Below are 24,770 nucleotides of genomic sequence, written 5' to 3'. Positions count from 1 at the left end.
CCCTAGAAACCGCCCGTCAGCCACTCGCTGTAGAACACGCCGAGCCCGAACATGCAGCAGATGCCGGCCATCAACCAGAAACGGATGATGACCGTGGTCTCCGCCCAGCCCGCCAGCTCGAAGTGGTGGTGGAACGGGGCCATGCGGAACAGGCGCCGTCGTGAGGTGCGGAAGACCGCGACCTGCAACGCCACCGACAGGGCCTCGACCACGAACAGACCACCGATGACGATCATCAGCAGCTCGGTGCGGGTCGCGATCGCGAGACCGGCGACGAGGCCGCCGAGCGCGAGCGAACCGGTGTCACCCATGAAGATCTTGGCCGGAGCCGCGTTCCACCAGAGGAAGCCGATGCAGCCCGCCATCGCGGCCGCGGCGATCACCGCGAGGTCCAGCGGGTCGCGCACGTCGTAGCAGCCGGCCACGGCGTAGCTGGAGCAGTTGTAGCGGAACTGCCAGAACGAGATCACCACGTACGTGCCGAACACCATCGCCGACGAACCGCCGGCCAGGCCGTCGAGGCCGTCGGTCAGGTTCACGGCGTTCGACCACGCGGCGACCATGCCGTAGCAGAAGACGATGAACCCGATGGTGCCGAACGAGACCACGGTGATGTCGCGGACGAACGACAGGTTGACCGACGCGGGCGTCAGGCCGTCCTTGTTCGGGAACTGCAGCACGAGCACCGCGAACGTGATCGTCGCGATGAACTGGCCGACCAGCTTCGCCGTCTTGTTGAGGCCCAGGTTGCGGGCCTTGCGGATCTTGATGAAGTCGTCGAGGAAGCCGACGAGCCCGAGGGACGTCGTCAGCATCAGCACGAGCAGGCCGGACGCCGTCGGGGTCTGGCCCGACGCCGAGGCCGACATCGAGTTCACGAGGTGCGTGCCGAGGTACCCGGCCCACATCGCGACCAGGATGGCGAGGCCACCCATGGTCGGCGTACCGCGCTTGGTCTTGTGGTGCTGCGGACCGTCCTCGCGGATCTCCTGGCCGAAGCCCTGACGGGAGAAGACCTTGATCAGATACGGCGTCAGCAGGATCGACACCGCGAGGGCGATCGCTGCCGCGATCAGGATGCTCTTCACTTGGTTCCTGCCTCCAGCAGGGCCTCGGCAATGCGCCACAGGCGATAGGCGTTGGATGCCTTGACCAGCACTACGTCACCGGGCCGGACTTCCCCCTGGAGCAACGCGACAGCCGCGTCCACGTCCGGCACCCTGACGGATTCGTCTCCCCAAGATCCTTCCAGGTGCGCGCCCTGGTGCATCGCGCGGGCTGCCTCACCGACGACGACCAGCTTGCTGATGTCGAGACGCACCACCAGCCGCCCGATCTCGTCGTGCTCGCGCACCGCGTCGTCACCGAGTTCCGCCATCGGGCCGAGGACGGCCCAGCTGCGGCGGGCAGGGGTGGTGGAGCGCGCGATCGACGCGAGCGCCTTCAACGCCGCCCGCACCGAGTCGGGGTTCGCGTTGTAGGCGTCGTCGATGACCGTCACGCCGTCCGCGCGGTCGGTGATGACCATGCGGTGCGCCGAGACGCGTTCGGCGGCGCCGAGCCGTTGTGCGATCTCCTCCGGCGTGGCGCCGAGCTCGAGGGCGATGGCGGCGGCGACCAGGGCGTTGCCGACCTGGTGCGTGCCGTTGAGGGAGAGCTTGACGTGCGCGTCGCCCTTCGCGGTCTTCAGCGTGAAGCTCGGCCGGGCCTGCTCGTCCAGCTCGATGTCCTCGGCGCGGACGTCGGCGTTCTTGTTCTCACCGACGAGCACGACCTTGGCCTTGGTGCGGCTCGCCATGCCCGCGACCAGCGGGTCGTCGGCGTTGAGGATGGCGACGCCGTCCTCGGGCAGCGACTCGACCAGCTCGCCCTTGCCCTGCGCGATGCCCTCGCGGGAACCGAACTCGCTCAGGTGCGCGGTGCCGACGTTGAGCACGGCGCCGAACTTCGGCGGGGCGACCTCGCACAGGTTCGCGATGTGGCCGATGCCGCGCGCGGACAGCTCCAGCACCAGGAACCTGGTGTCCTCGGTGGAGCGCAGCGCGGTCCACGGGTGGCCGAGCTCGTTGTTGAACGACTCCGGCGGCGCCACGACGTCCCCGGCCGGTGCCAGCACCTGGGCGATGAGGTCCTTGGTGGACGTCTTGCCCGCGGAGCCGGTGATGCCGACGATCGTCAGGTCCTTCAGGCGGTCCGTGACGTGGCGGGCGAGCTTGGCGAGCGCCTCGAGCACCGCCGCGCCCTCGCCGTTCTTGTCCCCCGCGAGCACGTAGGCGTTGCCGTGCCTGGTCTCCACGGGCGGTGCGATGACCGCGGGTGCGTCGACCTCGCGGCCCGCCAGCACGCCGGCCGCGCCCGACGCCACGGCCTGGGCGGCGAAGTCGTGGCCGTCCACGCGTTCCCCGGGAAGGGCCAGGAAGAGGCCTCCGCCGGTGACCTTCCGGGTGTCGAACTCGATGGTGCCCGTCACGACCGGACTGCCATCGGTCGCGTGCAGGCGTCCGCCGACGATCTCAGCGATCTCGGCGAGCGTGAGTGCGATCAACGGTGCGCCTCTCTGATCGCGGCGGTCAGCGTCTCGACGTCCGAGAACGGATGGATCACGCCGGCGATCTCTTGTCCCGTCTCGTGTCCCTTGCCCGCCACGACGACGACGTCCCCCGGAAGTGCCAGCTCCACGGCCTTGAGGATCGCGAGCCTCCGGTCGCCGATCTCGAGCACCTCGCCCCGGTTCGCGGTGGCGAGGGCCCCTTCGAGCATGGCGGCCCGAATGGAGGACGCGTCTTCGGTCCTGGGGTTGTCATCGGTGATGATCAACACCTCGGCCCGTTCCGCGGCGGCCTCGCCCATCAGCGGGCGCTTGGCCCGGTCCCGGTCGCCACCGCAGCCGAGCACGATGATCACCCGGCCGTCGGTCTTGGCGCGCACGGCGTCGAGCGCGAGTGCGACGGCGGCGGGCTTGTGCGAGTAGTCGACGACCGCGGTGAAGTCCTGGCCCTCGTCGACGCGCTGCATGCGGCCGGGCACCTGGACGTTCTCCAGGCCCTCGGCGATGGCCTCGGCGCCGATGCCCTCGACGTGCAGGCACGCGATGGCCAGCAGGGCGTTGGCGATGTTGAAGCTGCCCGCGAGCGGGAGGTGGATCCGGATGTCGCCGCCGGGGCCGTGCGCGGTGAACGACTGCTCACCGGTCGGCGACACCTCGACGTCGCTCGCGGTCCAGTCGGCGGGCTTGGTCATGGCGACGGTGACGGTGCCCGGCTTCACCAGCCGGTCGCCCCAGTCGCCGTCGACGCAGACGACCTCCTTGCGCGCGCGGCCGTCGAACAGCTGCGCCTTGACCTGGAAGTACTCCTCCATGTCGGCGTGGAAGTCGAGGTGGTCCTGGCTCAGGTTCGTGAACGCGCCGATCTCGAACTCGGTGGCGGCGACGCGGCCCATGTGCAGCGCGTGGCTCGACACCTCCATCGCCACGTCGGTGACCCCGCGCTCGGCCATCACCGCGAACAGCGCCTGCAGGTCCGGCGCCTCGGGCGTGGTGTGGGAGCTGCCGAGCTGCTCCGCGCCGATGCGGGTGCCGACCGTGCCGATCAGGCCGGTCTGCTTCCCGGCGGCGCGCAGCACCGACTCGATCATGTACGTGGTGGTGGTCTTGCCGGACGTGCCGGTGACCCCCCACAACCGGATCTTCGACGACGGCTGTCCGTAGACGTGCGCGGCGAGCAGGCCCACGACCTCACGGGGGCGCGGGTGGATCAGCACGGGCACGTCTTTGAGGGAGTCGCGCGCGGCGCCGGCCTCGTCCGTCAGCACGGCGACGGCGCCGTTCGCGATCGCCTGGTCGGCGAAGTCGGCACCGTGGACGTGCGCACCGGGCAGCGCGGCGTAGAGGTCCCCTGCGATCACGTGCTGTGCACGCAGAGTCACCCCCGTCACCTGGACGTCGGCATGCGCTGGCCTGGTCAGGTGCACGTCGGCCACCGCGGCGAGAGCAGCCACGGAAGCAGGGCGGATGGCGTTGGGGCGGGGCGGGGCGGTCGCGACCTTGCCCTCGAGCTTGGCAGGCACGGGCAAGAGGCTACCGGCGTGCGCACAGTGGTCGAGCGGCGCGTTGGCGTTCGGGTGATGATCCGCCGTTCTGGGCCGTTCGGGTGGCCGTCCGCGCTGGTCTTCGTGGGCGAGCCCGTCCGGCCGCACAAGTTCCTGCCCGCTTCGTGACTTAGTGCCCTGTGAGCACTGGTGCGGCTGCGGTGAGGTAGAGGTCGGCAGGAGGCGGCGATGAGAACCAGCTCGACGGTGGAACCCAGGAGATTCTCCTTCTGGGCAGCGGATTTCAGTCGTTCCGTGACGGTCGGAGTGGACACCTCCGAATCCGCTTATCACGCTTTCGAGTGGGCCGCGCGACACGCGTGGTCGCTCAGGACGGACCTCCAGGTGTACCTCGCGGACCCCGGCGACACGACGGTCCAGCGGGTCCTGGAGAGACTCCCGATGCTCACCGCCCACTTCCGCCGCAGCGGAGACGACCCGGTGTCCGCACTGGTGAGGGCGTCGGACTCCAGCGCGACCTTGGTCCTGGGGTGCAAAGGCGAACAGCACCGCGGCCTGGGGCTGGGTTCCCTCGTCCTACCGGTGCTGCGCCGCGCGCGGTGCGGGGTCGTGGTCGTGCGCGGCCGCCCGGAGGCGATCCGCGGCGAACACGGCTGGATCACCGCTGCCGTCGGCGGGTGCGAGGACCCGGTCGTGCTGCGGCGCGCGGCCGAGCTCTGCCGCACCCGCCGAGCGCGGCTGAGGCTGCTGCACCTGCACCTGCCGGCCCAGAACGACGTCGCCGTCCCCCGTGACGAGGCGGCGGTCCGCCGGGCCGTGCTGTTCCTGCGGACCACGGCTCCCGAGCTGACGCCCGAGGTGCTCGTCGAGTCACGGCACCCGCACGAGGCGCTGGCCGCGCTCGACTCCGACCTCGTGGTCGTGGGGCGGGGCGGGCAGCACGACGGCGTCGGGCTGATCACGCGAGCGGCGCTCTACCACTCGTCGTGTCCCGTGCTGGTGGCTCGGCCGGAACCGATGCAGGACGACCGGGTGACGCTCTAACAGTCCTTGCGCAGCACGGTTCCGGTGGTGCCGGGCATCGCCACGAAGCTGACCGGCGCGCCCGTCTCGTTGGTGTGGACCGAGTCGAGGCGCACGGTCACCGGGCCGGTGCCGGTCCGGTTCGCGTTGACGATCACCGTGCCGCACTCGAAGTCGCGCTGGTGCACGTTCTTCGCGATCTCGTGGTGGGTGCCGAGCGGGTCGCCGAGGTCCCAGTCGTACTCGGTGCGCCACTGCGACGGGTCGCCGTAGCCGTCGGTCTCCTCGATCTCGGAGATCGCCGCGTGCTCGCCCTTGGCCAGCAGGTAGCTCGCGAAGGCGTAGCGGAACGGCTGCTCGGCGCCGCTGTGGTGCGGCTGGACCCAGGTGATCTTGCCCTTGGCCTCGTTCGCGGTGATCTGCTCGACCTGCCGACTCCAGCCCTGTTCGTACTCGGAGAGCAGGTCCTTGTCGCCGAAGGTCAGCCACCACTCGTCGAAGCCGCCGTCGAGGTGCTCGACGTAGCTGTCCCAGGCGCCGTCGTGCAGCCGGGCGTTGGACATGTTCGCGACGGTCTTGAGGCCCGCGTCGACGAACTTCTGCCGGGTGTTGGCGAGCAGGGAGACGTAGGCGTCGCGCATCGCGGCGTCGGTCGGGTACCGCGCCGGGCACACGCCGTCGTGGTAGGTGTCGCAGGCGAACAGGGCGTTGTCCATGAAGACGCCGTCGAAGACCCCGGCCGAGGCCGCGACCACGTTGTCGGCCCAGGCGTTCTGGTACGCGGGGTTGCCGACGTCCATCTGCCAGTGGCCCTCGTAGCCGCCGTACTCGAACCGCGCGCCGGTGCCATCGGTGAGGAACCACGACGGGTCGGCCTCGCAGTAGCCGACACCGGTGGGGAGATCGGCGTCGTCGACACCCTTCGAGCACGCGTAGCTGCGCGTCGAGGAGAGATCTTTGTAGACGAAGGTCTGGATCTTCGGATTCGCCTTTTTCAACTTCGCGGCGAGATCACCTTCCCAGGCGTTCAGCACGACGTACGAACGCCGTTCCGCCTCGATCTCGATCATTTTCCCGGACGTCGGCGTGCTGTTCATGTGCAGCCAGTACGACTTCACGGCCGAGTCTTCCTCCGGGCTCTGAGCAGCGGGAGCGGGCGCGATCCCCAGCACAAATGCCAAGATCGAATATCCGATGGAACGCACGACGCACCTCACCTCGTTCAGCTCTCCGGTTTCGGAGAATTAAACGTGATGAAATGCGTCTCAACACGAAGAAGTTTTCACAGTCAAGATGACGAAATCACGCCTGGGCGCGCTCCGGGCTCTTGCGGACCAGAGGCGCGCCACTCACAATGCGCGTCCTACAGCTGCAGCTGGACGTACGGCGTCTGCTCGGCCGACATCGGCACCTGGAACCGCTGGGTCAGGAAGGTCGCGATGTCGTGGAACACCGGCGCGGCCGACTGGGCCCCGGACGGCGCGTCGAGCATGATCCCGACGACGTAGCGCGGGTTGTCGGCCGGGAGGATGCCGGCGAACGTCGTCCAGTACTCCGACTGGGAGTAGCACTTGCAGGTCTGGTCGATCTGCTGCGCCGTCCCGGTCTTGCCCGCGATCTGGTAGCCGGGAACGGCGGCGGGCTTGCCGGTGCCGTTCTGGTTCGCGTCGCGCGGGTCGGACTGCGTGACCGAGCGGAACATGTCGCGGACGGTCTTCGCGGTCTCCTTGGACACCACCTGCACGCCCTCGGGCCGCTGCTTCTCCGACCGCGCGCCCGCCTCGCCGATCTCGGCGCGGACCAGCCGCGGCGGGATGCGCAGCCCGTCGTTGGCGATGGCCTGGTACATGCCCGTCATCTGCAGCAACGTCATCGAGAGGCCCTGGCCGATCGGCAGGTTGCCGAACGTCGAGCCCGACCACTGGTTCAGCGGCGGGACGACACCGGCCTCCTCGGCGGGGACACCCGACTGGGTGCGCTTGCCGAGTCCGAACTTCTGCAGCATCTCGGCGTAGCGCTCCTGGCCCACCTGCTGGGCGGCCTCGAGCGTGCCGACGTTGGAGGACTTGGCGAACACGCCGGTGAACGACATCGGCACGGTGCCGTGGTTCCAGGCGTCCTTGATGATCCGGTCGGCGACCTTGATCGAACCCGGCACCTGCAGCACGTCGTCCGGCTTGAACAGGCCGTACTCGACGGCGGCCGCGGCCGTGACGATCTTGTTCACCGACCCGGGCTCGAAGCTCGACGACACCGCGGTGTTGCGCTTCTGGTCCTCGGAGGCCTTGCCGAAGTCGGTCGGGTCGTACGTCTTGTCGTTGGCCATCGCGACGATCTCACCGGTGCGGCTGTCCAGCACGACGGCAGAGCCGTTCTTGGCGCCGAACTTCTTGGTGTAGTCGCTGATGATCTTCTGCACGGCGTACTGCGTGTCGATGTCGATCGTGAGCTCGAGGCTCTTGCCCGGCTGCGGCTTCACGAGCTCGCGCTCGGTGTTCGGGATGACGAGGGTGTCGTCGCCCGACATCGTGTCGACCACGCGGCGGCCCGTGCGGCCCGCGAGCACGTTGTCCTGGGCGTTCTCCAGCCCGAGGATGCCCTGGACGGTCGGCGGCTTCTCCTCCTGGCGCCAGTTCGCCGCGCCGATGATGTTCGACGCCAGGTCGCCGTTGGGGTAGATGCGCTTGGAGCGGTACTCCGAGCCGATCTCCGCCGGGTACTTCTCGACGATCTTCGCGGCCTTGGCCGGTTCGGACTCGCTCACCAGGACCTCGTAGGTGACGTCCTTGACCAGCTGCTGGTAGACGGTCTCCTCGTCGGTCTTCTCCCCGTTGACCTCGGGCCCCAGCGTCGACGAGATGAACTTCGCCATCTCTCGCGCGCGGTCCTCGTAGGTGCCGGGGTACTTCTTCGCGTCCTTCGCGTGGGCGTCGTCCCAGTTCTTACGCGCACGCTGCGGAAGGATGTAGAGCGCGCGCACCTCGATCGAGAACGCGAGCTGGTTGCCGTTGCGGTCGAGGATCGACCCGCGCTCGGCGGGGATGTCGATGGGCGTGGTGCGCTGCTTCTGCGCCTGCAGCGAGAGCTCCTGCGCCTGCAGGCCCTGCACCTGCACGAGCTTGACGCCCGCGATCACCAGGGCACCGATCAGCAGGACGCGGCCGACGCCGATGCGCAGCCTGCTGTTGCCGCCCAGCCGTGCGGCCGGCCGGGAGCCGCGCACCGACAACGGACGGCGGGGCCCCCTCGTCTGAGGACCGGGCATCAGCCACCCGCCGGAGGAGTCTGACCGGCGGGCGGCTGACCCGCCGGAGGAGTCTGGCCCGCGGGCGGCGGGGGCGGCTCGGAGGACGGCGGGGGCGGCGGCGTCGACTTGGTCGGCGCGCTCGGCTTGCCGAACTCCTCGATCGAGCCGTCCGGGTTCTGCCGCAGCCGTGCCGGGTTCGTCGGCGCGACGAGGCCCATCTCCCCCGCCCTGCGCGCGAGGTCGGTCGGCGACTCGAGCAGCGCCACCTCACGGCGCAGCTGCTCCATCTGCAACGTCAGCCTCTCGGCCTCCGCCCGCGCCTCCTGCAACCGGTAGGTGTCGGCGGCGGCCTGGGTGGAGAAGTACATGATCCCGGCGACGCCCGCGCCCAGCACGAGCATCACCAGCACGACGAACGGCGCCTTGGAGGCCACCTTCTGCTGCGGGCTCGCGGCACCACCGCGCAGGTTCGAGGCGCGCTGGGCCCGCCGGGCGTAGGCGCGCTCGGCCCCGGCGGAGCGCCGGCGAGCCTTGTCCTTCTGCTCGGCCTTGTCCTTCGAGGGGTCGCGGGGCGACGAGCCACCGACCCGTGCGGGTGCCGTCACCTCGGTGCTCCGATCCGCTCGGCAGCGCGCAGGCGCACCGGCGCCGCACGCGGGTTGTCCTCGATCTCCTGCTCGTTCGCGAGCTCGGCGCCCCTGGTCAGCAGCTTGATCTCGGGCCCGTGGCCCGGCAGCTCGACCGGCAGGCCCGGCGGCGTCTTCGACTTCGCCAGCTCCGCGAGCGCCTGCTTCACCATCCGGTCCTCGAGGGACTGGTAGGACTCCACGACGATGCGGCCGCCGACGCCCAGCACGCCGAGGGCGGCCGGCAGCGCGAGCCGCAACGACTCCAGCTCGCCGTTGACCTCGATCCGCAACGCCTGGAACGTGCGCTTGGCCGGGTGCCCGCCGGTGCGCCGCGACGCCGCGGGCACGACGGCGTACAGCAGCTCGACGAGACGGCCGCTGTTCGTGAACGGCTCCTTCTCGCGCTCCCGCAGCACCGCGGAGGCGATCTTGCCCGCGAACCGCTCCTCGCCGTAGGTCGAGAGGATCCGCGCGAGGTCGCCGTGCCCGTAGGTGTTGATGACGTCCGCCGCCGTCATGCCGGTGCCCTTGGACATCCGCATGTCGAGCGGGGCGTCCTTCGAGTACGCGAACCCGCGCTCCTCCTCGTCGAGCTGCAACGAGGAGACACCGAGATCCATCAGCACGCCGTCGACCTTCGAGAAGCCGAGGTCCTCCACGGCTTCGTCGATGTGGTCGTAGGTGACGTTGACGAGATGGACCCGGTCACCGTGGCGGGCGAGGCGCTTGCCCGCCATCTCGATGGCCTGCGGGTCGCGGTCGAGCCCGATGAGCGTGAGCTCGGGGTGGGCGCTCAACAGCGCGTCGGAGTGGCCGCCCATGCCGAGGGTCGTGTCGACAACGATGGCAGGCTTGCCGTGCAGCGCCGGAGCGAAGAGTTCCAGGACGCGGTCCAGCAGCACCGGTACGTGCCGCGGCTGATCCATCGTCCCTCTGCTCCCCTTATGCGCGTTTCGGGTGACGTCAGGTCCCCGCCCGCCCGTCGAACCTGGCGCCGGGGAAGGTGCGCCAGGGCCGATACTCGAGCGGACAGAGGCCTCACGGCACCCGAATCGCGTTTGAACATCCGGCCTGTTGCTCGGCTGACCGCCATCAGAAGACGCCCGGAATGACCTCCTCGCGAGCGGTGGCGTAGCCGTCCTCGTGCTCGTCGAGATAGGTCTGCCAGGCCGCCGCGTCCCAGATCTCCAACCTGGTGAACGCGCCGACGACCACGCACTCCTTGGTCAGCCCGGCATACCGGCGCAGTTCCGGTGCGATCAGGACTCGGCCCTGACCGTCCGGACGCTGCTCGTCCGTACCTGCGAACAGATAACGCTGGTAGGCGCGCACGGCGTCGTTGGTGAACGGCGCCTCGGCGACCTTCCTCGCCATCTGCTCGAACTCAGCCCGGGGGAACACGTACAGGCAGTGGTCCTGGCCCTTGGTGACCATGAGACCTCCCGCCAGTTCGTCCCGGAACTTCGCAGGCAGTGTCAGCCGACCTTTGTCGTCCAGGCGCGGGTAGTGAGTGCCGAGAAACACGGCATCCACCTCCCTTGCCGGGCGACGCGACCGGCAGTGGAGCCCCCGTCTGCCCCACCGGCCGCCACAGTACCCCACTTTTCACCACAGTCAACGTTGAAACGGGGGTTTGCGCAGCATGCATTCACCCGTTTTCCCAGGTAGAAGCCGTGGGGCGGCGTGGGGGGACGGTGGGGGAGTTCGTGCGGCACCACCTTCGCGGGTGAGAGTTCAGCCCCGATTAAGCACTCGAACGGCCTAGAAAATTCCGCGAAAACGGCGTGTGACGGCGAGTTGGTGGGGGAAGGTGGAAACTGGTGGAGCGAACCCGATGTAGCCCGCAGGTGTAGGGCACTTAGCCGTGGTTTGACACACTGCGTGAAACGCTCACACGTCCGTGTTCCGGACACGGCTGCTGGAGGTTTAGTGACGCCGGGAAGCCCAAGCGCGAACAGTCACGCGCCGGTCGATCAGGTTCTGGGTGAGTTGCACGGTGCCGTCCAGAGGATCGCCGCGAACGTCGAGCGCGTGCTCGTCGGCAAGCCCGACGTGGTCCGCCTCGCCCTCGTGACGCTGCTCGCCGAGGGGCACCTGCTGGTCGAGGACGTGCCGGGTGTCGGCAAGACCTCGCTGGCGAAAGCGCTCGCCCGTTCCATCGACTGCACCGTGAGCCGCGTGCAGTTCACGCCCGACCTGCTGCCGAGCGACATCACGGGCTCGTCGATCTACAACCGGCAGGAGAACGACTTCGAGTTCCGGCCGGGACCGATCTTCGCGAACATCGTCGTCGGCGACGAGATCAACCGCGCCTCGCCCAAGACGCAGTCCGCGCTGCTGGAGTGCATGGAGGAGCACCAGGTCACGGTCGACGGCAACACGTACCCGCTGGGCTCGCCGTTCATGGTGATCGCGACGCAGAACCCGATCGAGATGGAGGGCACCTACGCCCTTCCCGAAGCGCAGCGCGACAGGTTCACCGCGCGTGTGTCGATCGGGTACCCGGACCCGCAGGCCGAGCTCGCGATGGTCGACGAGCACGCGGGCCACAACCCGCTCGACGACCTGCGGCCCGTCTCGGACGCCGCGCAGATCCTGCGGCTGGTCGAGGCCGTGCGCCGGGTGCACCTGTCCCCCGAGGTCCGCCGCTACGCCGTCGAGCTGGTCTCGGCGACGCGCCGGCTGCCGGAGCTCCGGCTGGGTGCCTCGCCCCGGTCCACGCTGCACCTCGTGCGCGCCGCCCGCGCGCAGGCGGCGCTGGCGGGCCGTGACTTCGTGGTGCCGGACGACATCCACGCGGTGTCGATCCCGGTGCTGGCCCACCGGCTCGTGCTGACCGCGGAGGCCCAGGCCGCCCGCCGGTCCCCCGCCGAGCTGATCAGGGCCCTGTTGCAGCGCGTGCCGGTGCCGACGGCGGCACTCGACCCGAGCGCGGCGTTCGTCCGCAGCATGAACAACAACAACGCAGGGACGCCACGCTAACGATGCGCACCGCACTCTCCGGTCTGACCACACGCGGAAGATGCTTGCTGGCCGCGGGGTTCGCCGCCGGAGTGTGCGCCGCTGTGCTGAACGAACGCGACCTGTTGAGGGTCGCCGCCTTCGTGATCGCGCTGCCCCTGCTGGCCGCGTGGCTCGCGACGAGGGCCCGGGTCGGCCTGCACGCCGCCCGCTACCTCGCGCCGAGCCGCGTGCCGGTGGGCGCCGCGTCCGAGGTCAAGCTCGACCTGCGCAGCACCGGCCGGCTGCCCACGGGCGGGCTGATGCTCGAGGACACCGTGCCGTACGCCCTGGGCGCGCGGCCTCGGTTCCTGGTGGAGCGGCTCCCCCGCAACACGCCGACCTCGTTGCGCTACCCGCTCAAGCCGGTCATGCGCGGCATCCAGCAGGTCGGGCCGCTGATGGCGCGGATCACCGACCCGTTCGGCCTCGCCGAGTTCGACCGCGAGCTCGCGGGCCGTTCGCGGCTGGTCGTGGTCCCGCGGGTCGTGCGGCTCGCCGGTCTCCCCGGCGGGTCCGGCATGGGCGCGGGCGACGACGGCTCCGTCCGGCTGAGCGCCGGTCAGGGCGAGGACGACGCGGTCGTGCGGCCGTACCGGCAGGGCGACGACCTGCGGAAGGTCCACTGGCGGTCCACGGCTCGCCGTGACGAGCTGATGGTGCGCGTCGAGGAACGCCCGTGGCGCGGCGGCACGACGGTGCTGCTCGACCACCGGGTGCACGCGCACCGCGGCAGCGGGCCCACGGCGTCACTGGAGTGGGCCATCTCGTTCGCGGCGTCGATCTGCCTGCACCTGCACCACTTCGGCCACCAGGTGCGCCTGGTGGCCGAGGACGGACGGGTGCTCGCGGGCGGCTCGTCCGACGGCGGGCACAGCGACCACGTGGTGCTGGATTCGCTCGCGGCGCTGCAGGGCTCGCACCGCCGTGAGCTCAGCGGCGGCATGGACCCCGGCGCGGGCCAGGAGGTCATCGCGGTGCTGGGCGGCCTGTCGCCCGCGTCGGCGGAGGAGCTCGTCCGGTACCGGCCGCGCGGCACCCGCAGCCTGGCCGTGCTGCTCGACGTGAACGCGTGGGCGGGCGGCACCGACACCTCCGCCCCCGAACCCGAGGACGCCCGGCGGTTGCTGAGCGGCGCGGGCTGGGGCGTGGCGATCGCGAAGCCGTCCGCCTCGATGCAGCAGGTGTGGCAGGAGTTGTGCGCCTCGGCAGGGTCCCGGGGTCCGTCGTTCCGCTCGGAGGTGGGCTGACATGGGGTCCCGTTCGGCTCCTGCGAAGGGCACCGAGCCCGAGTGGTTCACCTCGGCGACGCCGTGGATCGCGGCGCTGGCCGTGCTGTGCGCGTCCACGGCGCTGTCCGGCGTGATCGAGGGCGACCTGTGGCTGGTGCGCATCGGCGTGGTGATCGTCGCGATCACCGTGACCGGTGCGTTCCTGCGGGCGACCCGGCTGACCCCGCCGCTGGTCGCGATCGCCCAGGTCTTCGTGCTGTTGTGCCTGCTCACCGCGTTGCACACGCGGTCGGGCATCTTCCTGTTCATCCCCGGCCCCGAGGCGCTGGGCGAGCTCGGCGACGTGCTCGCGGACTCCGTGGCGCAGGTGCAGACCGGCGTGCCGCCGGTGCACGCGTCCCCGGCGATCCAGGCTCTCGTGGTGCTGGCGATCGGCCTGGTCGCGGTGCTGGTCGACACCCTCGCCGTCGCGGCGGCGGCTCCGGCGGCGTCCGGGCTGGTGCTGCTGTGCGTGTTCGCCGTCCCCGCGTCGCTGGCCGACGAGATGCTGCCGTTCTGGACGTTCATCCTGGGCGCGGCGGCGTTCGCGATGCTGCTCGCGGTCGACGGCCAGCACCGGCACGAGGCGTGGCGCGGCCGGCTCGGTTCCGGGTCGGCGAGCGGGTCCGGTGGGTCCGCGACGTCGGTGGCGGCGATCGCGATGGTGATCGCGCTGGTCGTGGGCGCGGGCTTCACGCTCGTCGGCACGGTCGGCAGGCTGCCCGGCAGCGGTGGCGGTGGTGGCGGCAAGGGCGGCATCGGGCTGAGCGAGATGACGTCGTTGCGCGGCATGCTCAACCGCGGCCGCAGCGCCGAGGTGTTCTACGTGCGCGGCATGACCGACCCGATGTACATGCGGGCCTCCACGCTCGCCCAGTACGTGCCGAACAAGGGCTGGGAACGCGGCACTCCTCCCGGCGGCCAGCCCGCGCGCGGTGAGCTTCCGCCGCAGCCGGGCGACCGGGGCGAGGGCAAGACCACCCGGATCAACATCGAGCCGCGTGACTGGCGGAGCTTCTGGCTGCCGACCTACGGCCAGGTCCGCCGCATCGAGACGCCGGACGACGACTACCAGTTCGACGCGAAGAAGGGCGTGATCTACACCCAGCGGGAGCGCGAACCGGAGCCGTACGAGATCGACACGGTGATGACGACGCCGACGAAGCAGGCGTTGCGGCTCGCCCCGACGCAGGCGAACGCGGTCGACCGCGAGTACTACAAGTTCGACGGCGTCGAACAGGAGGTCGTGGACCTCGCGAAGAAGGCCGTCGAGGGCGCCACCAACGACTTCGACAAGGCGGCCGCGCTCACGGCGTTCTTCAACAGCCCCACCAGCGGGTTCGAGTACAAGCTCCAGACCGGCGGCGACATCACCACGGACGCGCTGAGCGACTTCGTGCTCAGGGGCAAGGTCGGCTACTGCGAGCAGTTCGCCTCCGCGATGGCCGTGATGGCGCGCGTGGTGGGCCTGCCGTCGCGCGTGGCGATCGGCTTCACGGCCGGCGTCCCGTCCGCGGACGGGACCTACCGCGTGGTCAGCACCGAGGACGCGCACGCGTGGGTCGAGATCTTCTTCCCGAACTACGGCTGGATGACCTTCGACCCGACCCCGGTCAACGACGGTCGCGGCATCGTGCCGCCGTACCTGCGCGAGACCGCGCCGGGCCAGGAGGAGGTGCCGACCGCCGAGACGTCCACGAACACGGTGGCACCGTCGCAGTCCGGTTCGGCCCAGGCATCGGCCTCGCCCGACGGTGAGGACGGCGACCAGGGCCTGCCGCAGGCGCAGGAGACGGGCCCGCCCGCGTGGCACCTGTGGGCGCTGGGCGTCGTGCTGGTGCTGGCGGCGCTGTTGTCGGTCTTCCTGGTGCTGGCGCTGCTCGGCGTGATCGGCGCGGGCCTGCTCGGCATGTCGTGGGCGCGCAAGCTGCTCATCCCGGCCGTGGCAGGGCTGTGGCTGATAGGCGCGGGGCTCGCGGCCGCGGTGGTCTCGTGGTGGCTCGGCGTGCTGCTGGTGCTCGCCGGGATCCTGTTCACACCGCTGCTGATCCGTGCCGTGCGACGGCGCAACCACCTGCACGCGGTGACGGCGCTCGGTCCCGGTTCGGCCACCGCCGCCTGGAGCGAGCTCATGGCGGAGTCGATCGACCGCGGCGCGCCCGTGCCGTCCTCCGAGACGATCCGGGTCGCCGCCCGCCGGTTGGCGCGCGAGCACAACCTGGACGACGCGGGCAAGAACGGTCTGCGGACAGTGATCGGAGCGATCGAGCGGTCCTGGTACAGCCCGGACCCGGCCGCCGACCCGGCGTTGCCCGGCGCGCTGGCCGCGGTGCGACAGTCGTTGCGACAGAACGCACCGCTGTCGTGGAAGGCGAAGCTGTTCCCGAAGTCGGTGCTCCGGCCGACGCCCGCGCCGGTGGTGGACACGCCGGACCGGGAGCCAGTCGGGGTCTAGTGGTGCGTCACGCAACGTTGGCGGCGTGATCCGCGCTCGACAGGACGCCTCGCGCCCGTCCGACCGCGAATTCCACCGGCAACGTTGCGAGCCACACCACTAGGTCGCTCACGACGATGGGCCCGCTCCCTCTCGGGGGCGGGCCCATCGCTTCGTGAAGCTTCTCGGGGGCTTACTGCTCTTCGTCGAAGCGACGGCGGAAGCGCTCTTCCATCCGTTCGGAGAACGAGCTGCGGCTGCGCGCTGGCTTGCCGTCCTCCTGCACTCCCTCGGCGACCTGGTCACCACGACGCAACGTCGTCAGGGTGATGAGCGCACCGAAGAACATGAGCAGGAAGCCGAAGACGCTCACCACGGGAATGCTGGCGATCGAGAGCTGCGGCAGCATCACTCCGGTGATGAGCGCGGCCACGCCGACCACGAACAACACGATGCCCTGCACGCGGCGTCGCTTGGACGGCCGCCGCAACTTGGCGCCCCGTACGGTAGATGCGAACTTCGGGTCCTCGGCGTAGAGCGCGCGCTCGATCTGGTCGAGCAGTCGCTGCTCGTGCTCGGAGAGTGGCATCGTTCCTCCTCCGGCACAGCGGTCGCGGGCGCCGGGTGTTTTCGGTTTCCGCCGAACCCGGCGGACGACCCACCCTGGGGACGTCACCTTCCAGGATACGATCCGCGCGCCCCGGCGACTACCCAGTCGGCCTTCTCATACGGTCTGTTCTGTCACCATCATCCTCCTGGGGCAGTGGTGAGGCCTTCGTGAGGCTCCTTCCAGCCCCTTGTGGCCTTGCGTTCACGTGTCGTTCGGCCCTGGGCCTTGCCCGGGAAATCCCCGCTTGCTCGGATCGGTCGCATGACCGAACTCATCGTGAACGGTGCCGCCGAGCAGGGCCTGACCGGCTGGCTCGTCGTCGCGGGCGCCCCCGTCGTGCTGCGGTACGACACGGGGCAGGGATATCCGGGGCCCGGTGATCCCGGTCCGGTGGAGCGCGGCGCGTCGTTCTTCGGCGGCGGCGACACGCCACTGAGCACTTTGCGACAGAGCGTGACGTTGCCGCGCCGGTCGTCTCAGTTCGCCGTGTCCGCGTGGCTCGGCGGCTACGCCTCGCAACAGGACGGCGCCCGGCTGTCGGTGGAGTTCCTCGACGCCGGCGGCACACCGCGCGGTCTCGTGGTGCTCGGCCCGGTGACGGCGGAGGAGCGCTCAGGCCGCACCGGCCTGCTTGAGCGGTCGGCGCGGGGCACCGTGCCACCGGGCAGCCGCACCGCCGTGGTGACCCTGCAGCTGACCCGTTCCGGCGGCGGCACGTCCAACGACGGCTACGCGGACAACATCTCGTTCACGGTCGGAGGCCGCTGATGCTGAACCGACGTGATCTCCTCCGCGCCGCGGCCGCCGCCGGCGCTCTCGGCACCGTGTGGCCGCTCTCGGCCGGCCTCTCCCCCGCGCAGGCCCACGCGGCCGCGCTCGACCTGGGCGCGTCGTGGGACGCGGCGCCGTTCTGCCTGGGCGTCGGCTCCGGAGACCCGTTGCCGGACAGCGTGATCCTGTGGACGCGCCTCGCTCCCGAACCGCTGGCGTTCGAGCAGCCGCTGCCCGAGATCGTCGAGGTCGAGTGGGCAGTCGCCCTGGACCGCACGATGCGCTCGCGCGTGGCGTGCGGAAAGATCGCCGCGTCGAACCTGTTGGGGCACAGCGTGCACGTGCCCGTGCAAGGACTTCGTCCCGGCCGCACCTACTACTACCAGTTCTCGGCCTTGGGCAAGCGTTCTCGCGTCGGCCGCACGCGCACGGCCCCTGTCGGCCCGGTGTCGAAGGTGCGCTTCGCGACGGCGAACTGCCAGGCGTTCCACGACGGCTTCTACGCCGCGCACCGCGGCATCGCGGCCGAGAACCTGGACTTCGTCGTGCACCTGGGCGACTACATCTACGAGCACGGCCAGGTCGGCGGCGCGCACGTGCGCGACCACGAGGGCCCCGCGGTGCTGTCCCTTGCGGACTACCGGCGCCGCCACGCCCTGTACAAGGGCGATCCGTCCCTGCGCGACGCCCACGCCGCGCATCCCTTCTACCTCACGTGGGACGACCACGAGGTCGTCAACGACTACAGCGGCACGGAGGGCTCCGCACCGTTCGTGAAGCGCCGTGCCGCCGCCTACCAGGCCTGGTACGAGCACCTGCCGATCCGCAGTGGGAGCGCTCTCGAACCGCAGATCCACCGCCGCCGCGAGTGGGGTTCCCTGCTCGACCTGACGGTGCTGGACCTGCGCCAGTTCCGCTCCGCCCAGAACCTGCCCGCGGGCACGATCCTGGGCGGTGCGCAGAAGCAGTGGCTGAAGGACGGCATCTCCGGCGCCCGCGAGGCGTGGCAGGTGTGGATCAACTCGATCATGCTCTCGCAGCTGGCGCGCCAGGGCGGCGGCTACTACTTCACCGACCAGTGGGACGGCTTCCTGGCCGAACGCCGCGAGGTGCTCGGCCACGTCGCCTCCGAGGGCCTGAAGGACCTGGTCGTGCTGACCGGCGACTGGCACTCGGCGTTCGTGGACGACATCCGCCCGGACTTCGACGACCTCTCGTCGCCGGTGATCGGCACGGAGTTCACCGCGCACTCGGTCACCTCCGGGGCCTACTCGCCGGAGTGGAACGCGGTGAACGGGCCGGTGATGGGGGCGGCCAACCCGCACCTGAAGTACTTCGAGGGCAACAGGTACGGGTACGACGTGTACGAGGTGACGCCGCAGCGGTTCACCACGCACATGAAGGTCATCGGGGACCGGCGTGACGCCGCCTCGCCGGTGTCGACGCTGACGACGTTCCACGTCGACCGCGGGAAGGCCGGGAGCTACGAGGACCCGGCGACGATCGGCTCGCCGGCGCAGTACCGGCGGGCCTGAGAAGTGTCAGACCCGCTGGGTAAGCTCGAATTCGGGGGGTCCCGGGCCCTGCCGGGCCGGTGGGTGGGCCCCCGAATCCGATGCTACTCAGCGGGTCTGACACTTCTGGTGTTGTTGTTCGGCAAGCCTGGCAGCGGTGCTGGTCAGCTCGCGATCTTGTAGGCGCGGATGATCGTCACCTCGCCCGTGTTGCCCGCCGCGTCCGTGGTCTTGGCACGCAGTGAGGCGAACCTGGCGTTCTTCGGGTGGTGCACGATCGCCTTGTCTCCAGCGACCTGCACCTGCTTCCAGGTCGCGCCGTCGTCGAACGACACCTCGACGGTGACGTGCCTGACCTTCGGCGTGTTCTGGGCCTGCTCGACCTTCAGCGGGACCAGCTGCACCCGGCCGTGCGCGGTGTCCTCGTCGTCGAGCTTCGGCAGGAAGCGGACCACCGTGAGCGGGAGGTGCGTGATCTCGGTGGTGTGCCCGGCCTTGAACGACCAGGCACCACTCACCTTCGAGGACAGCTCCGCGTCGCGGCTGTGTTCCATCTCGGCCCGGTAAGCGCCTTCCGCCGCCGGGACGTCGAAGATCGCGCCAGGCCGGTCCGACTCACCGAGCTTGGTGCCGTTGTGGAACAACGCGGTCTTCGCGGTGCCCGTGCCGGACCTGCCCTCGCCGCCGTTGCTGTCGGTGTGCAGCGGCACCCGGACCGCGATCTGGTCCTCGAGCCTCGCGAGGCCGAAGCCGGGCGCCGACGGGACGGACGGGCCGAAGACCGCGGCGCCGAACGTCTGCGAGTACTTCTTGCCGCCCTTGAAGGAACGCGCGGGCGTCTCGGTCGTGTACTCGTTGGCGTTGTCGGGGCCGACCCGGTCGTAGATCCAGCTCCACCTGCCGGTCGCGGTCGACACGAGATCGACGGCACGGCCACCTTCCGGGACCTGGGTGAACCAGCCGAAGCCACCGCTGCCGTCGATCGGGTTCGGCATCACGGCGACGCCGTGCCTGCGGCCCTCGCCCGCGTTGCGGAAGCTCGTCGTCATCTCGGCGAGCTCGTTCGCCTTCGCGGTGCGCTCGTAGCCGGTCGGCATGCGCTTTTCGCTGTACATCAGGCGATAGCTGACCGGCGTCTTCTCGTCGCGCGGCGTGCCCTGGAGCTGTTCGGCGACCGTCGCCAGGAAGCCGGGCGCGTCCGGACCGATCTGGGCCGTGGCGACCTGGCCCGCCAGGCCGTCGAAGAACGCCCAGCCGATGCCGAAGCTCGTGCCCGCGACCTGAGCGCTGTACCCGACCGTGCCGATCATGCCCTTGGCAGCGGCGTCAGGGGTCTTCAGCGCGACAGGCTTCGTGTTGCGCGCGTCGGCCGTGAACGCACCCTTGCCCGACACCACGAACTTGGGCTGCACCTGCAGGTAGACCTTGAAGTCCGCGCCGACGACGGCACTGTCCACCAGGTACTCACCCTTGGGCAGCCGGACGTGGGCACCCCGGCCCGGATACGTCTTGCCCGTCTTGGTGTTCACGAACACCGTGCTGTGGCCCTCGGCCGGGTTGCCGTCGAGCCCGAGCACCGACAGGGCGGTGTCGTAGCTCTCGACCTCCCGGTTGACGCTGACGAGCGTGCGCAGCCCGTTCGACGCGACGACCGCACCGCTGTAGACACCGTCCGGAGCGTTCACCCTGGTGTCAGCGGTGACCGTGGCCTTCGCCTCGCCGCCGGCGGGGACGGTGACCTTCGCCGGGGACACGGTGAACAGACCCGCGGGCGAGGGCTTGCCGTCCGGTCCCTTCACGTCCGCGCTCAGGTCGAGCGTGACCGGAGCCGTGCCGGGGTTGCGGTAGGTGATCTCACGGGCGACCTTCTGGTCGTCGTCGTGCGGCCACTGCCGCACCCCGAAGTTGATGTTCGCCGGGTCGGCGACCACCTGCTGCTCCAGCATCTTCGGCACGTCGACCCGCCCCGCGCCCTGGTCGAACGCCGTCAGCGACGGGTTCGCCCTGGCCGAGGCCATGACGGTCGCCTTGAGCCGCGCACCGCTCCAGTCCGGGTGCTGCTGCTTGAGCAGCGCGACGACACCCGCGACGTGCGGAGTCGCCATCGACGTGCCGTCCATCGCGACATGCCCCTGCGTGCCGGCCTCGGCCGCGACGATGCCGACGCCGGGCGCGGTCACGTCCGGCTTCACCGCCCCGTCCGCCGCCGGGCCACGGCTGGAGAACGGCGCGATGCCGTCGTTGCGGTCCACGGCACCCACGGTCAGCGCGGACTCGGCGCTACCGGGCGAGCCGATCGTCTCCGGACGCCCGGAGTTGCCCGCCGCGATGACGAACAACGCGCCGGTCTCCCGGGAGATCCGGTTGACGGCCTCCTCGATCGGGTCGATCTCCGGCGTGTCACCCCCTCCCAGACTCATGTTGACGACGCTCGCGCCCTGGTCGGCCGCCCACTGCATCCCGGCGAGGATCGCCGAGTCCGAACACCCGCCCGGCTGGCACACCTTGCCGTCGAGGATCTCCGCGTCCGGCGCGACGCCGCGGTACTGCTCGCCCTTGCTGGCGATGGTCGACGCGACGTGCGTGCCGTGCCCGACCTCGTCGGTGTTGTCCGGCGACTCGGTGAAGTTCTTCTCGGCGACCTGCCTGCCCTGCAGATCTGGGTGCTTCTCGTCGACGCCCGTGTCGAGCACCGCGACCTTCACACCCTTGCCCGTGACGCCGGCCGCCCACGCCTGCGGTGCACCGATCTGCTTGGTGCTGCGGTCGAGCGACACCTTGCGGACGCCGTCGAGCCACACCTTCTCCACCGCACCACCGCGCAGCGACTCCCAGGCACTGCCCGACTTCTCGACGAAGCCCGCCACCAGCCCGGCCACGGTTCCCTTGGCCGCCAACGCGGTGATGCCACCGGATCGCGCGCCCGCCGCCGGCCGCACGATCACAGGAATGGTGCCGCGCCGCGCGTCGTCGTAGCCGAACTCGGCCAGCGACGTCACGTCGAACAACCGCGGGTCGAGCTTTCCGTTGTCCACCAAAGCGATCGCGTCCGCGGGCACCACGTGCCGATGCCCGTCCCGCGTGAAGGTGCGCACCGGCAGCCCGCCCCGCCCCGGCCCCGGCACGAACCGCACGACGCGGTCGCCCGCCAGTTCCACCCGGTCACCGGTGATCAGCGTGACGCTGCGGTCACCCTGCCCGGTCTGCCGCTCGTCCGCGTGCGCGACGGCCGCCGTCCCCGTGATCGTTCCCGCGGTGACGAGGCCTGCCGACAGCGCGAGCGCGGTGAACCCCCGACGGGCACCTCGCTGTCCTGCTCTCACTGGGTACCTCCAGTGCTCGATGAGGTGTTGCGTCAGTGACCGTAGGGACACCGAGCGTCACCACACCTCCCTCTGGAGGCCGGAGCTGCGGGGGCGGATGTCATCCCGCGGAGGTACCAGCACTGGCCGATCGGCTGGTTGACACGCCACCGCGGAGCCGTGCCCACCTCCTTTCGGGATTGAGTCGTGACCGGGTTCTCGTGCACACTTCGTGCTGCCGTCATCTGGGGGCGGCGCTGGGGGCTTTGGGGGAAGGTCGCTCTACTCATGCGTGTCTCGTTGCGTGCTGCCATCTCCGTGGCGCTGCTCGTCGGTTTCTACGTCCTCGCCTTCGGGTTGATCGGTGGCCTGGTCGCGCTGGAGGTCTACGCCCTGCTCGAGCGACCGCTCGTCGGCGTGAAGCTGGCACTGTTCGTCGTGCCGGTGGTGTTCGCGTTGGTCAAGGGCCTCATCTCGCTGGAGCGCCGCACGCGGGACGAGGTGCCCGGCACCCTCGTCACACCCGCGGAGCAGCCCGCGCTCTGGGACCTCGTCCGCCGCCTGGCCGCCGACGTCGGCACCCGCCCGCCGGACGAGATCCGGATCCTCGCCGCGGTGAACGCCGGAGTCGCCGAGGACACCTGGTTCCTCGGGTTGCGCGTCCTCGAGCGCAGGATGTTCATCGGTGCACCTCTGCTCACCTCCTTGACCGAGAAGCAACTCATCGCCGTGCTCGCCCACGAGCTCGGGCACTACGCCAACAAGGACACGCGCCTCGCCGGCGTCGTGGTCTCCGGCCGAGACGCCATGCTGCGAGCCGGTTCGCACATGAACACCGAGCACTGGTTCCAGCGCATGATCGCGAAGCTGTTCCGCGGTTACGCCAAGCTGTACCTCCGTGTCTCCCAGGCGATCAGCCGCCGCCAGGAGTTCGCCGCGGACCGCGTCGCCGCCACGCTCGCCGGCTCGTCCGCCGCCGCGTCCGCGTGGCGCGAACTACCGGTGATCGACGCCGCGTGGGACCTCTTCACGAACCGCCACCTGACCGTCGCGTGGGAGCTCGGCTACCTCCCCACGACGTTCTTCGACGGCTTCGCCCGTCTGCGCACCTCGCCCGAGCTCCACGAGGAGCTGGAGGAGATCCGCCAGCACCCGCACGACCCGGACCGCGGCCCGTACGACTCCCACCCGCCACTGCGGGACCGCATCGCCGCGATCGAGGCGCTGGGCCTCGAACCTGAATCGGGCTGGGGCGACCGTCCGGCACTGGAACTGCTCACCGACCCGATGCCGTTGCTCGACGCCGCCGTGCTCAACACGCTCGTGTCCGACGCCGCCACGAAGGAACGAGTCGACTGGGCCACGCTCGGCCACATCGGCGCCCGAGCCCGCGTCGTCCGGGGCACCGAACGACTGCTGCAGGCGTCCGCCGCGGCGATGAACCAGCCGCCGTCGCTGACGACCGTGCTCGACGCCCTGGACGCGGGCCACCTCATCGGCCTAGGCACTCACGTGCCCGGCAACAGGGACGCCGGCGCCCGAGCCCGCCGCGAGATGGCACGCGGCGAGGTGCTGCCGGAGCTGTCCGCGTTGGTGGCACTGGCGTTCTCCGACGCGGGACTCGCCCGCTGGGAACTGGACTGGCTGGGACGAACCACGTTCGTCACCTCCTCTCACGACTTCGACATGGCCGGACACCTGGACGCCGCGGTCGCCGACCACGGCAGCACCGAGGGCCTGCGCGCCGCGCTCGCCACAGCCGGTGTGGCCCCCGACTACCGCCCCGCGCACTGAGCGTTCAGGAGAAAACCCGTGGTGCTCTCACTTCTGTTCAAGCCCAAGGAACTCATCACCGTCATCCGCCTCATGCGCGAGGCGAAGCGGCTCGGCGTCGAGATCGACGAACTCCCCGCCGACGTCGTCGCCACCTTCGTCCTGCCGAAGACACACCCCGAGCGCTACGGCCTCGTCCCCGACGCCGAGGTGACGACCACCTCGCCGCTGGAGGACCTGGCCCTCGCCGCCGTGAAGGACGACGTGCGCGCCGGCAACTGGGAGAACGCCGCCGACCTCGTCACCGCGACCCACGGCGACTGGGACCGCCGCCAGCGCGTGGTCTCGACCCTGGCCGGCCTCGCCGCCAAGGACGACGCCTGGATGGAGGCCTGGCAGACCGCCCGCCCAGGCGACCCGCACTGGATCGTCGTGCACGCCATGTCGCTGGTCGCCCTCGCCTGGGAGATCCGGGGCACCGCCACCTCCTCCCAGACCACGCGCGAACAGTTCGAGGGCTTCCACCGCGTCCTGTTGGAGGCCCGCGAGGCCGCCCAGGTCGCCGCCGCCGTGATGCCGGACGACCCGACGCCGTGGAACACGTTGCTGACGCTCGCCCGCGGCCTGCAGGTGGACCACGACGAGTTCCGCGCGATCTGGGCGGAGCTGATGTCGCGCGATCCCCTGCACCACAACGGACACGCGCAGGCCCTGCAGTACTGGTGCCGCAAGTGGCACGGGTCGGACGAGCTGTCTTTGGCTTTCGCGGTCGAGGCGGCCGCGAAGTCGCCCAAGCTGTTGGCTTTGCCGCTGCTCGCCGCTTACGAGGCCGAGGGCACCTCGCCGGATGTGTGGACTTCGCCCGCGGTGGTGGCGGCGTTGGACGCGTTGCTGGATCGGCTGGCGGATGAAGGGGCTGACACTCATGCGCTCCGGAATGATCGTGGGTATGCGATTTACGCTTTGCTTGAGCTGCAACGGTTCGAGGAGGCTGTGGGGCAGTTCCGGGCCTTGGGTGCGCTGGCGGATGCCGGGCCTTGGGACTACTTCGAGGAGCCTCGGTTGAAGTTCTTGAGCATGCGGGGGATCGCGGTCAAGGCCGCGGCCAAACGCAAGGGGGTTCGGGCTTCCGGGCGGTAGGGCTGC

General features: G+C 70.3%; 19 protein-coding genes. 9 read left to right on the top strand and 10 right to left on the bottom strand.

Annotated features, from left to right (window positions below):
• Window positions 1–2 precede the first annotated feature (2 nt).
• The 3 genes from mraY to ACWF7A_RS24145 are packed head-to-tail and all read right to left on the bottom strand — an operon-like array spanning window position 3 to window position 4,068.
• On the bottom strand, window positions 3–1,088 hold the full coding sequence (mraY, locus tag ACWF7A_RS24155) for a phospho-N-acetylmuramoyl-pentapeptide-transferase (RefSeq protein WP_189153609.1): 1,086 nt from the start codon (window positions 1,086–1,088) through the stop codon (window positions 3–5).
• Window positions 1,085–2,545 (bottom strand): UDP-N-acetylmuramoyl-tripeptide--D-alanyl-D-alanine ligase, encoded by a 1,461-nt coding sequence (locus tag ACWF7A_RS24150; RefSeq protein WP_452252723.1) that lies wholly within the window; start codon window positions 2,543–2,545, stop codon window positions 1,085–1,087. Before ACWF7A_RS24150 ends, mraY begins: the two co-directional genes overlap by 4 nt.
• Window positions 2,542–4,068, bottom strand: a complete 1,527-nt coding sequence (locus tag ACWF7A_RS24145; protein ID WP_452252722.1) for a UDP-N-acetylmuramoyl-L-alanyl-D-glutamate--2,6-diaminopimelate ligase — start codon at window positions 4,066–4,068, stop codon at window positions 2,542–2,544. The genes ACWF7A_RS24150 and ACWF7A_RS24145 overlap by 4 nt, the downstream gene beginning before the upstream one ends.
• An 18-nt stretch (window positions 4,069–4,086) precedes the next feature.
• Here ACWF7A_RS24145 and ACWF7A_RS24140 point away from each other — a divergent pair, with 18 nt between their 5' ends.
• Both ACWF7A_RS24140 and ACWF7A_RS24135 read left to right on the top strand, forming a co-directional pair.
• Window positions 4,087–4,218, top strand: coding sequence for a hypothetical protein (locus tag ACWF7A_RS24140; RefSeq protein ID WP_452252721.1), 132 nt, complete (start codon window positions 4,087–4,089; stop codon window positions 4,216–4,218).
• Window positions 4,219–4,344: 126 nt separating this feature from the next.
• On the top strand, window positions 4,345–5,094 hold the full coding sequence (locus ACWF7A_RS24135; RefSeq protein ID WP_452252720.1) for a universal stress protein: 750 nt from the start codon (window positions 4,345–4,347) through the stop codon (window positions 5,092–5,094).
• On the opposite strand, the gene ACWF7A_RS24130 is transcribed toward ACWF7A_RS24135, so the two are convergent.
• The 5 genes from ACWF7A_RS24130 to mraZ all read right to left on the bottom strand — a co-directional run bounded on the left by ACWF7A_RS24130 (window position 5,091) and on the right by mraZ (window position 10,473).
• Window positions 5,091–6,278 carry a putative glycoside hydrolase gene (locus ACWF7A_RS24130; protein WP_452252719.1) on the bottom strand — a complete coding sequence of 396 codons (1,188 nt, stop codon included), beginning with the start codon at window positions 6,276–6,278 and terminating at the stop codon, window positions 5,091–5,093. The genes ACWF7A_RS24135 and ACWF7A_RS24130 overlap by 4 nt on opposite strands.
• Before the next feature lie 158 nt (window positions 6,279–6,436).
• Window positions 6,437–8,338 carry a peptidoglycan D,D-transpeptidase FtsI family protein gene (locus ACWF7A_RS24125; protein WP_452252718.1) on the bottom strand — a complete coding sequence of 634 codons (1,902 nt, stop codon included), beginning with the start codon at window positions 8,336–8,338 and terminating at the stop codon, window positions 6,437–6,439.
• Complete coding sequence (locus tag ACWF7A_RS24120; protein WP_452252717.1) at window positions 8,338–8,925, bottom strand: hypothetical protein; 588 nt, start codon at window positions 8,923–8,925, stop codon at window positions 8,338–8,340. The genes ACWF7A_RS24125 and ACWF7A_RS24120 overlap by 1 nt, the downstream gene beginning before the upstream one ends.
• Complete coding sequence (rsmH, locus tag ACWF7A_RS24115; RefSeq protein WP_452252716.1) at window positions 8,922–9,875, bottom strand: 16S rRNA (cytosine(1402)-N(4))-methyltransferase RsmH; 954 nt, start codon at window positions 9,873–9,875, stop codon at window positions 8,922–8,924. Before rsmH ends, ACWF7A_RS24120 begins: the two co-directional genes overlap by 4 nt.
• A 166-nt stretch (window positions 9,876–10,041) precedes the next feature.
• Window positions 10,042–10,473: a division/cell wall cluster transcriptional repressor MraZ gene (gene mraZ / locus ACWF7A_RS24110; RefSeq protein WP_053733094.1), complete on the bottom strand. Its 432-nt coding sequence runs from the start codon at window positions 10,471–10,473 to the stop codon at window positions 10,042–10,044.
• Between the two features lie 405 nt (window positions 10,474–10,878).
• On the opposite strand from mraZ, the gene ACWF7A_RS24105 reads away from it, so the two are divergent.
• The 3 genes from ACWF7A_RS24105 to ACWF7A_RS24095 are packed head-to-tail and all read left to right on the top strand — an operon-like array spanning window position 10,879 to window position 15,675.
• Entirely contained in the window at window positions 10,879–11,931 is a 1,053-nt protein-coding gene (locus ACWF7A_RS24105; protein WP_373294032.1) for an AAA family ATPase, read from the top strand.
• 2 nt (window positions 11,932–11,933) lie between these two features.
• Window positions 11,934–13,199: a DUF58 domain-containing protein gene (locus tag ACWF7A_RS24100; RefSeq protein ID WP_452252715.1), complete on the top strand. Its 1,266-nt coding sequence runs from the start codon at window positions 11,934–11,936 to the stop codon at window positions 13,197–13,199.
• A 1-nt stretch (window position 13,200) separates the two neighbouring features.
• Complete coding sequence (locus ACWF7A_RS24095) at window positions 13,201–15,675, top strand: transglutaminase TgpA family protein (protein WP_452252714.1); 2,475 nt, start codon at window positions 13,201–13,203, stop codon at window positions 15,673–15,675.
• A 172-nt stretch (window positions 15,676–15,847) separates the two neighbouring features.
• On the opposite strand, the gene ACWF7A_RS24090 is transcribed toward ACWF7A_RS24095, so the two are convergent.
• A complete protein-coding gene (locus ACWF7A_RS24090) occupies window positions 15,848–16,243 on the bottom strand; it encodes a DUF3040 domain-containing protein (protein ID WP_452252713.1) in 396 nt (131 codons plus the stop codon).
• A 282-nt stretch (window positions 16,244–16,525) separates the two neighbouring features.
• Here ACWF7A_RS24090 and ACWF7A_RS24085 point away from each other — a divergent pair, with 282 nt between their 5' ends.
• Both ACWF7A_RS24085 and ACWF7A_RS24080 read left to right on the top strand, forming a co-directional pair.
• Entirely contained in the window at window positions 16,526–17,032 is a 507-nt protein-coding gene (locus ACWF7A_RS24085; RefSeq protein WP_452252712.1) for a hypothetical protein, read from the top strand.
• Window positions 17,032–18,570, top strand: coding sequence for an alkaline phosphatase D family protein (locus tag ACWF7A_RS24080; protein WP_452252711.1), 1,539 nt, complete (start codon window positions 17,032–17,034; stop codon window positions 18,568–18,570). Before ACWF7A_RS24085 ends, ACWF7A_RS24080 begins: the two co-directional genes overlap by 1 nt.
• A 143-nt stretch (window positions 18,571–18,713) precedes the next feature.
• On the opposite strand, the gene ACWF7A_RS24075 is transcribed toward ACWF7A_RS24080, so the two are convergent.
• Window positions 18,714–21,872 (bottom strand): S8 family serine peptidase, encoded by a 3,159-nt coding sequence (locus tag ACWF7A_RS24075; protein ID WP_452252710.1) that lies wholly within the window; start codon window positions 21,870–21,872, stop codon window positions 18,714–18,716.
• A gap of 267 nt (window positions 21,873–22,139) precedes the next feature.
• On the opposite strand from ACWF7A_RS24075, the gene ACWF7A_RS24070 reads away from it, so the two are divergent.
• The gene (locus ACWF7A_RS24070; protein WP_452252709.1) at window positions 22,140–23,645 is read left to right on the top strand and encodes a M48 family metalloprotease; all 1,506 of its coding nucleotides are present in this window, start codon (window positions 22,140–22,142) and stop codon (window positions 23,643–23,645) included.
• 18 nt (window positions 23,646–23,663) lie between these two features.
• Window positions 23,664–24,764 carry a DUF4034 domain-containing protein gene (locus ACWF7A_RS24065; protein WP_452252708.1) on the top strand — a complete coding sequence of 367 codons (1,101 nt, stop codon included), beginning with the start codon at window positions 23,664–23,666 and terminating at the stop codon, window positions 24,762–24,764.
• Window positions 24,765–24,770 lie beyond the last annotated feature (6 nt).

The organism is Lentzea sp. NPDC055074, assembly GCF_053608005.1.
The sequence above is the reverse complement of the archived record's forward strand: the minus strand, read 5'-3'. Positions and strand labels throughout refer to the sequence as shown.

Excerpts from the sequence above, each read along its gene's own strand:
- ACWF7A_RS24125 (WP_452252718.1), bottom strand. The coding sequence starts at position 8,338 with ATGCCCGGTCCTCAGACGAGGGGGCCCCGCCGTCCGTTGTCGGTGCGC.
- ACWF7A_RS24085 (WP_452252712.1), top strand. The coding sequence starts at position 16,526 with ATGACCGAACTCATCGTGAACGGTGCCGCCGAGCAGGGCCTGACCGGC.
- ACWF7A_RS24070 (WP_452252709.1), top strand. The coding sequence starts at position 22,140 with ATGCGTGTCTCGTTGCGTGCTGCCATCTCCGTGGCGCTGCTCGTCGGT.
- ACWF7A_RS24090 (WP_452252713.1), bottom strand. The coding sequence starts at position 16,243 with ATGCCACTCTCCGAGCACGAGCAGCGACTGCTCGACCAGATCGAGCGC.
- ACWF7A_RS24080 (WP_452252711.1), top strand. The coding sequence starts at position 17,032 with ATGCTGAACCGACGTGATCTCCTCCGCGCCGCGGCCGCCGCCGGCGCT.
- rsmH (WP_452252716.1), bottom strand. The coding sequence starts at position 9,875 with ATGGATCAGCCGCGGCACGTACCGGTGCTGCTGGACCGCGTCCTGGAA.
- ACWF7A_RS24100 (WP_452252715.1), top strand. The coding sequence starts at position 11,934 with ATGCGCACCGCACTCTCCGGTCTGACCACACGCGGAAGATGCTTGCTG.
- ACWF7A_RS24095 (WP_452252714.1), top strand. The coding sequence starts at position 13,201 with ATGGGGTCCCGTTCGGCTCCTGCGAAGGGCACCGAGCCCGAGTGGTTC.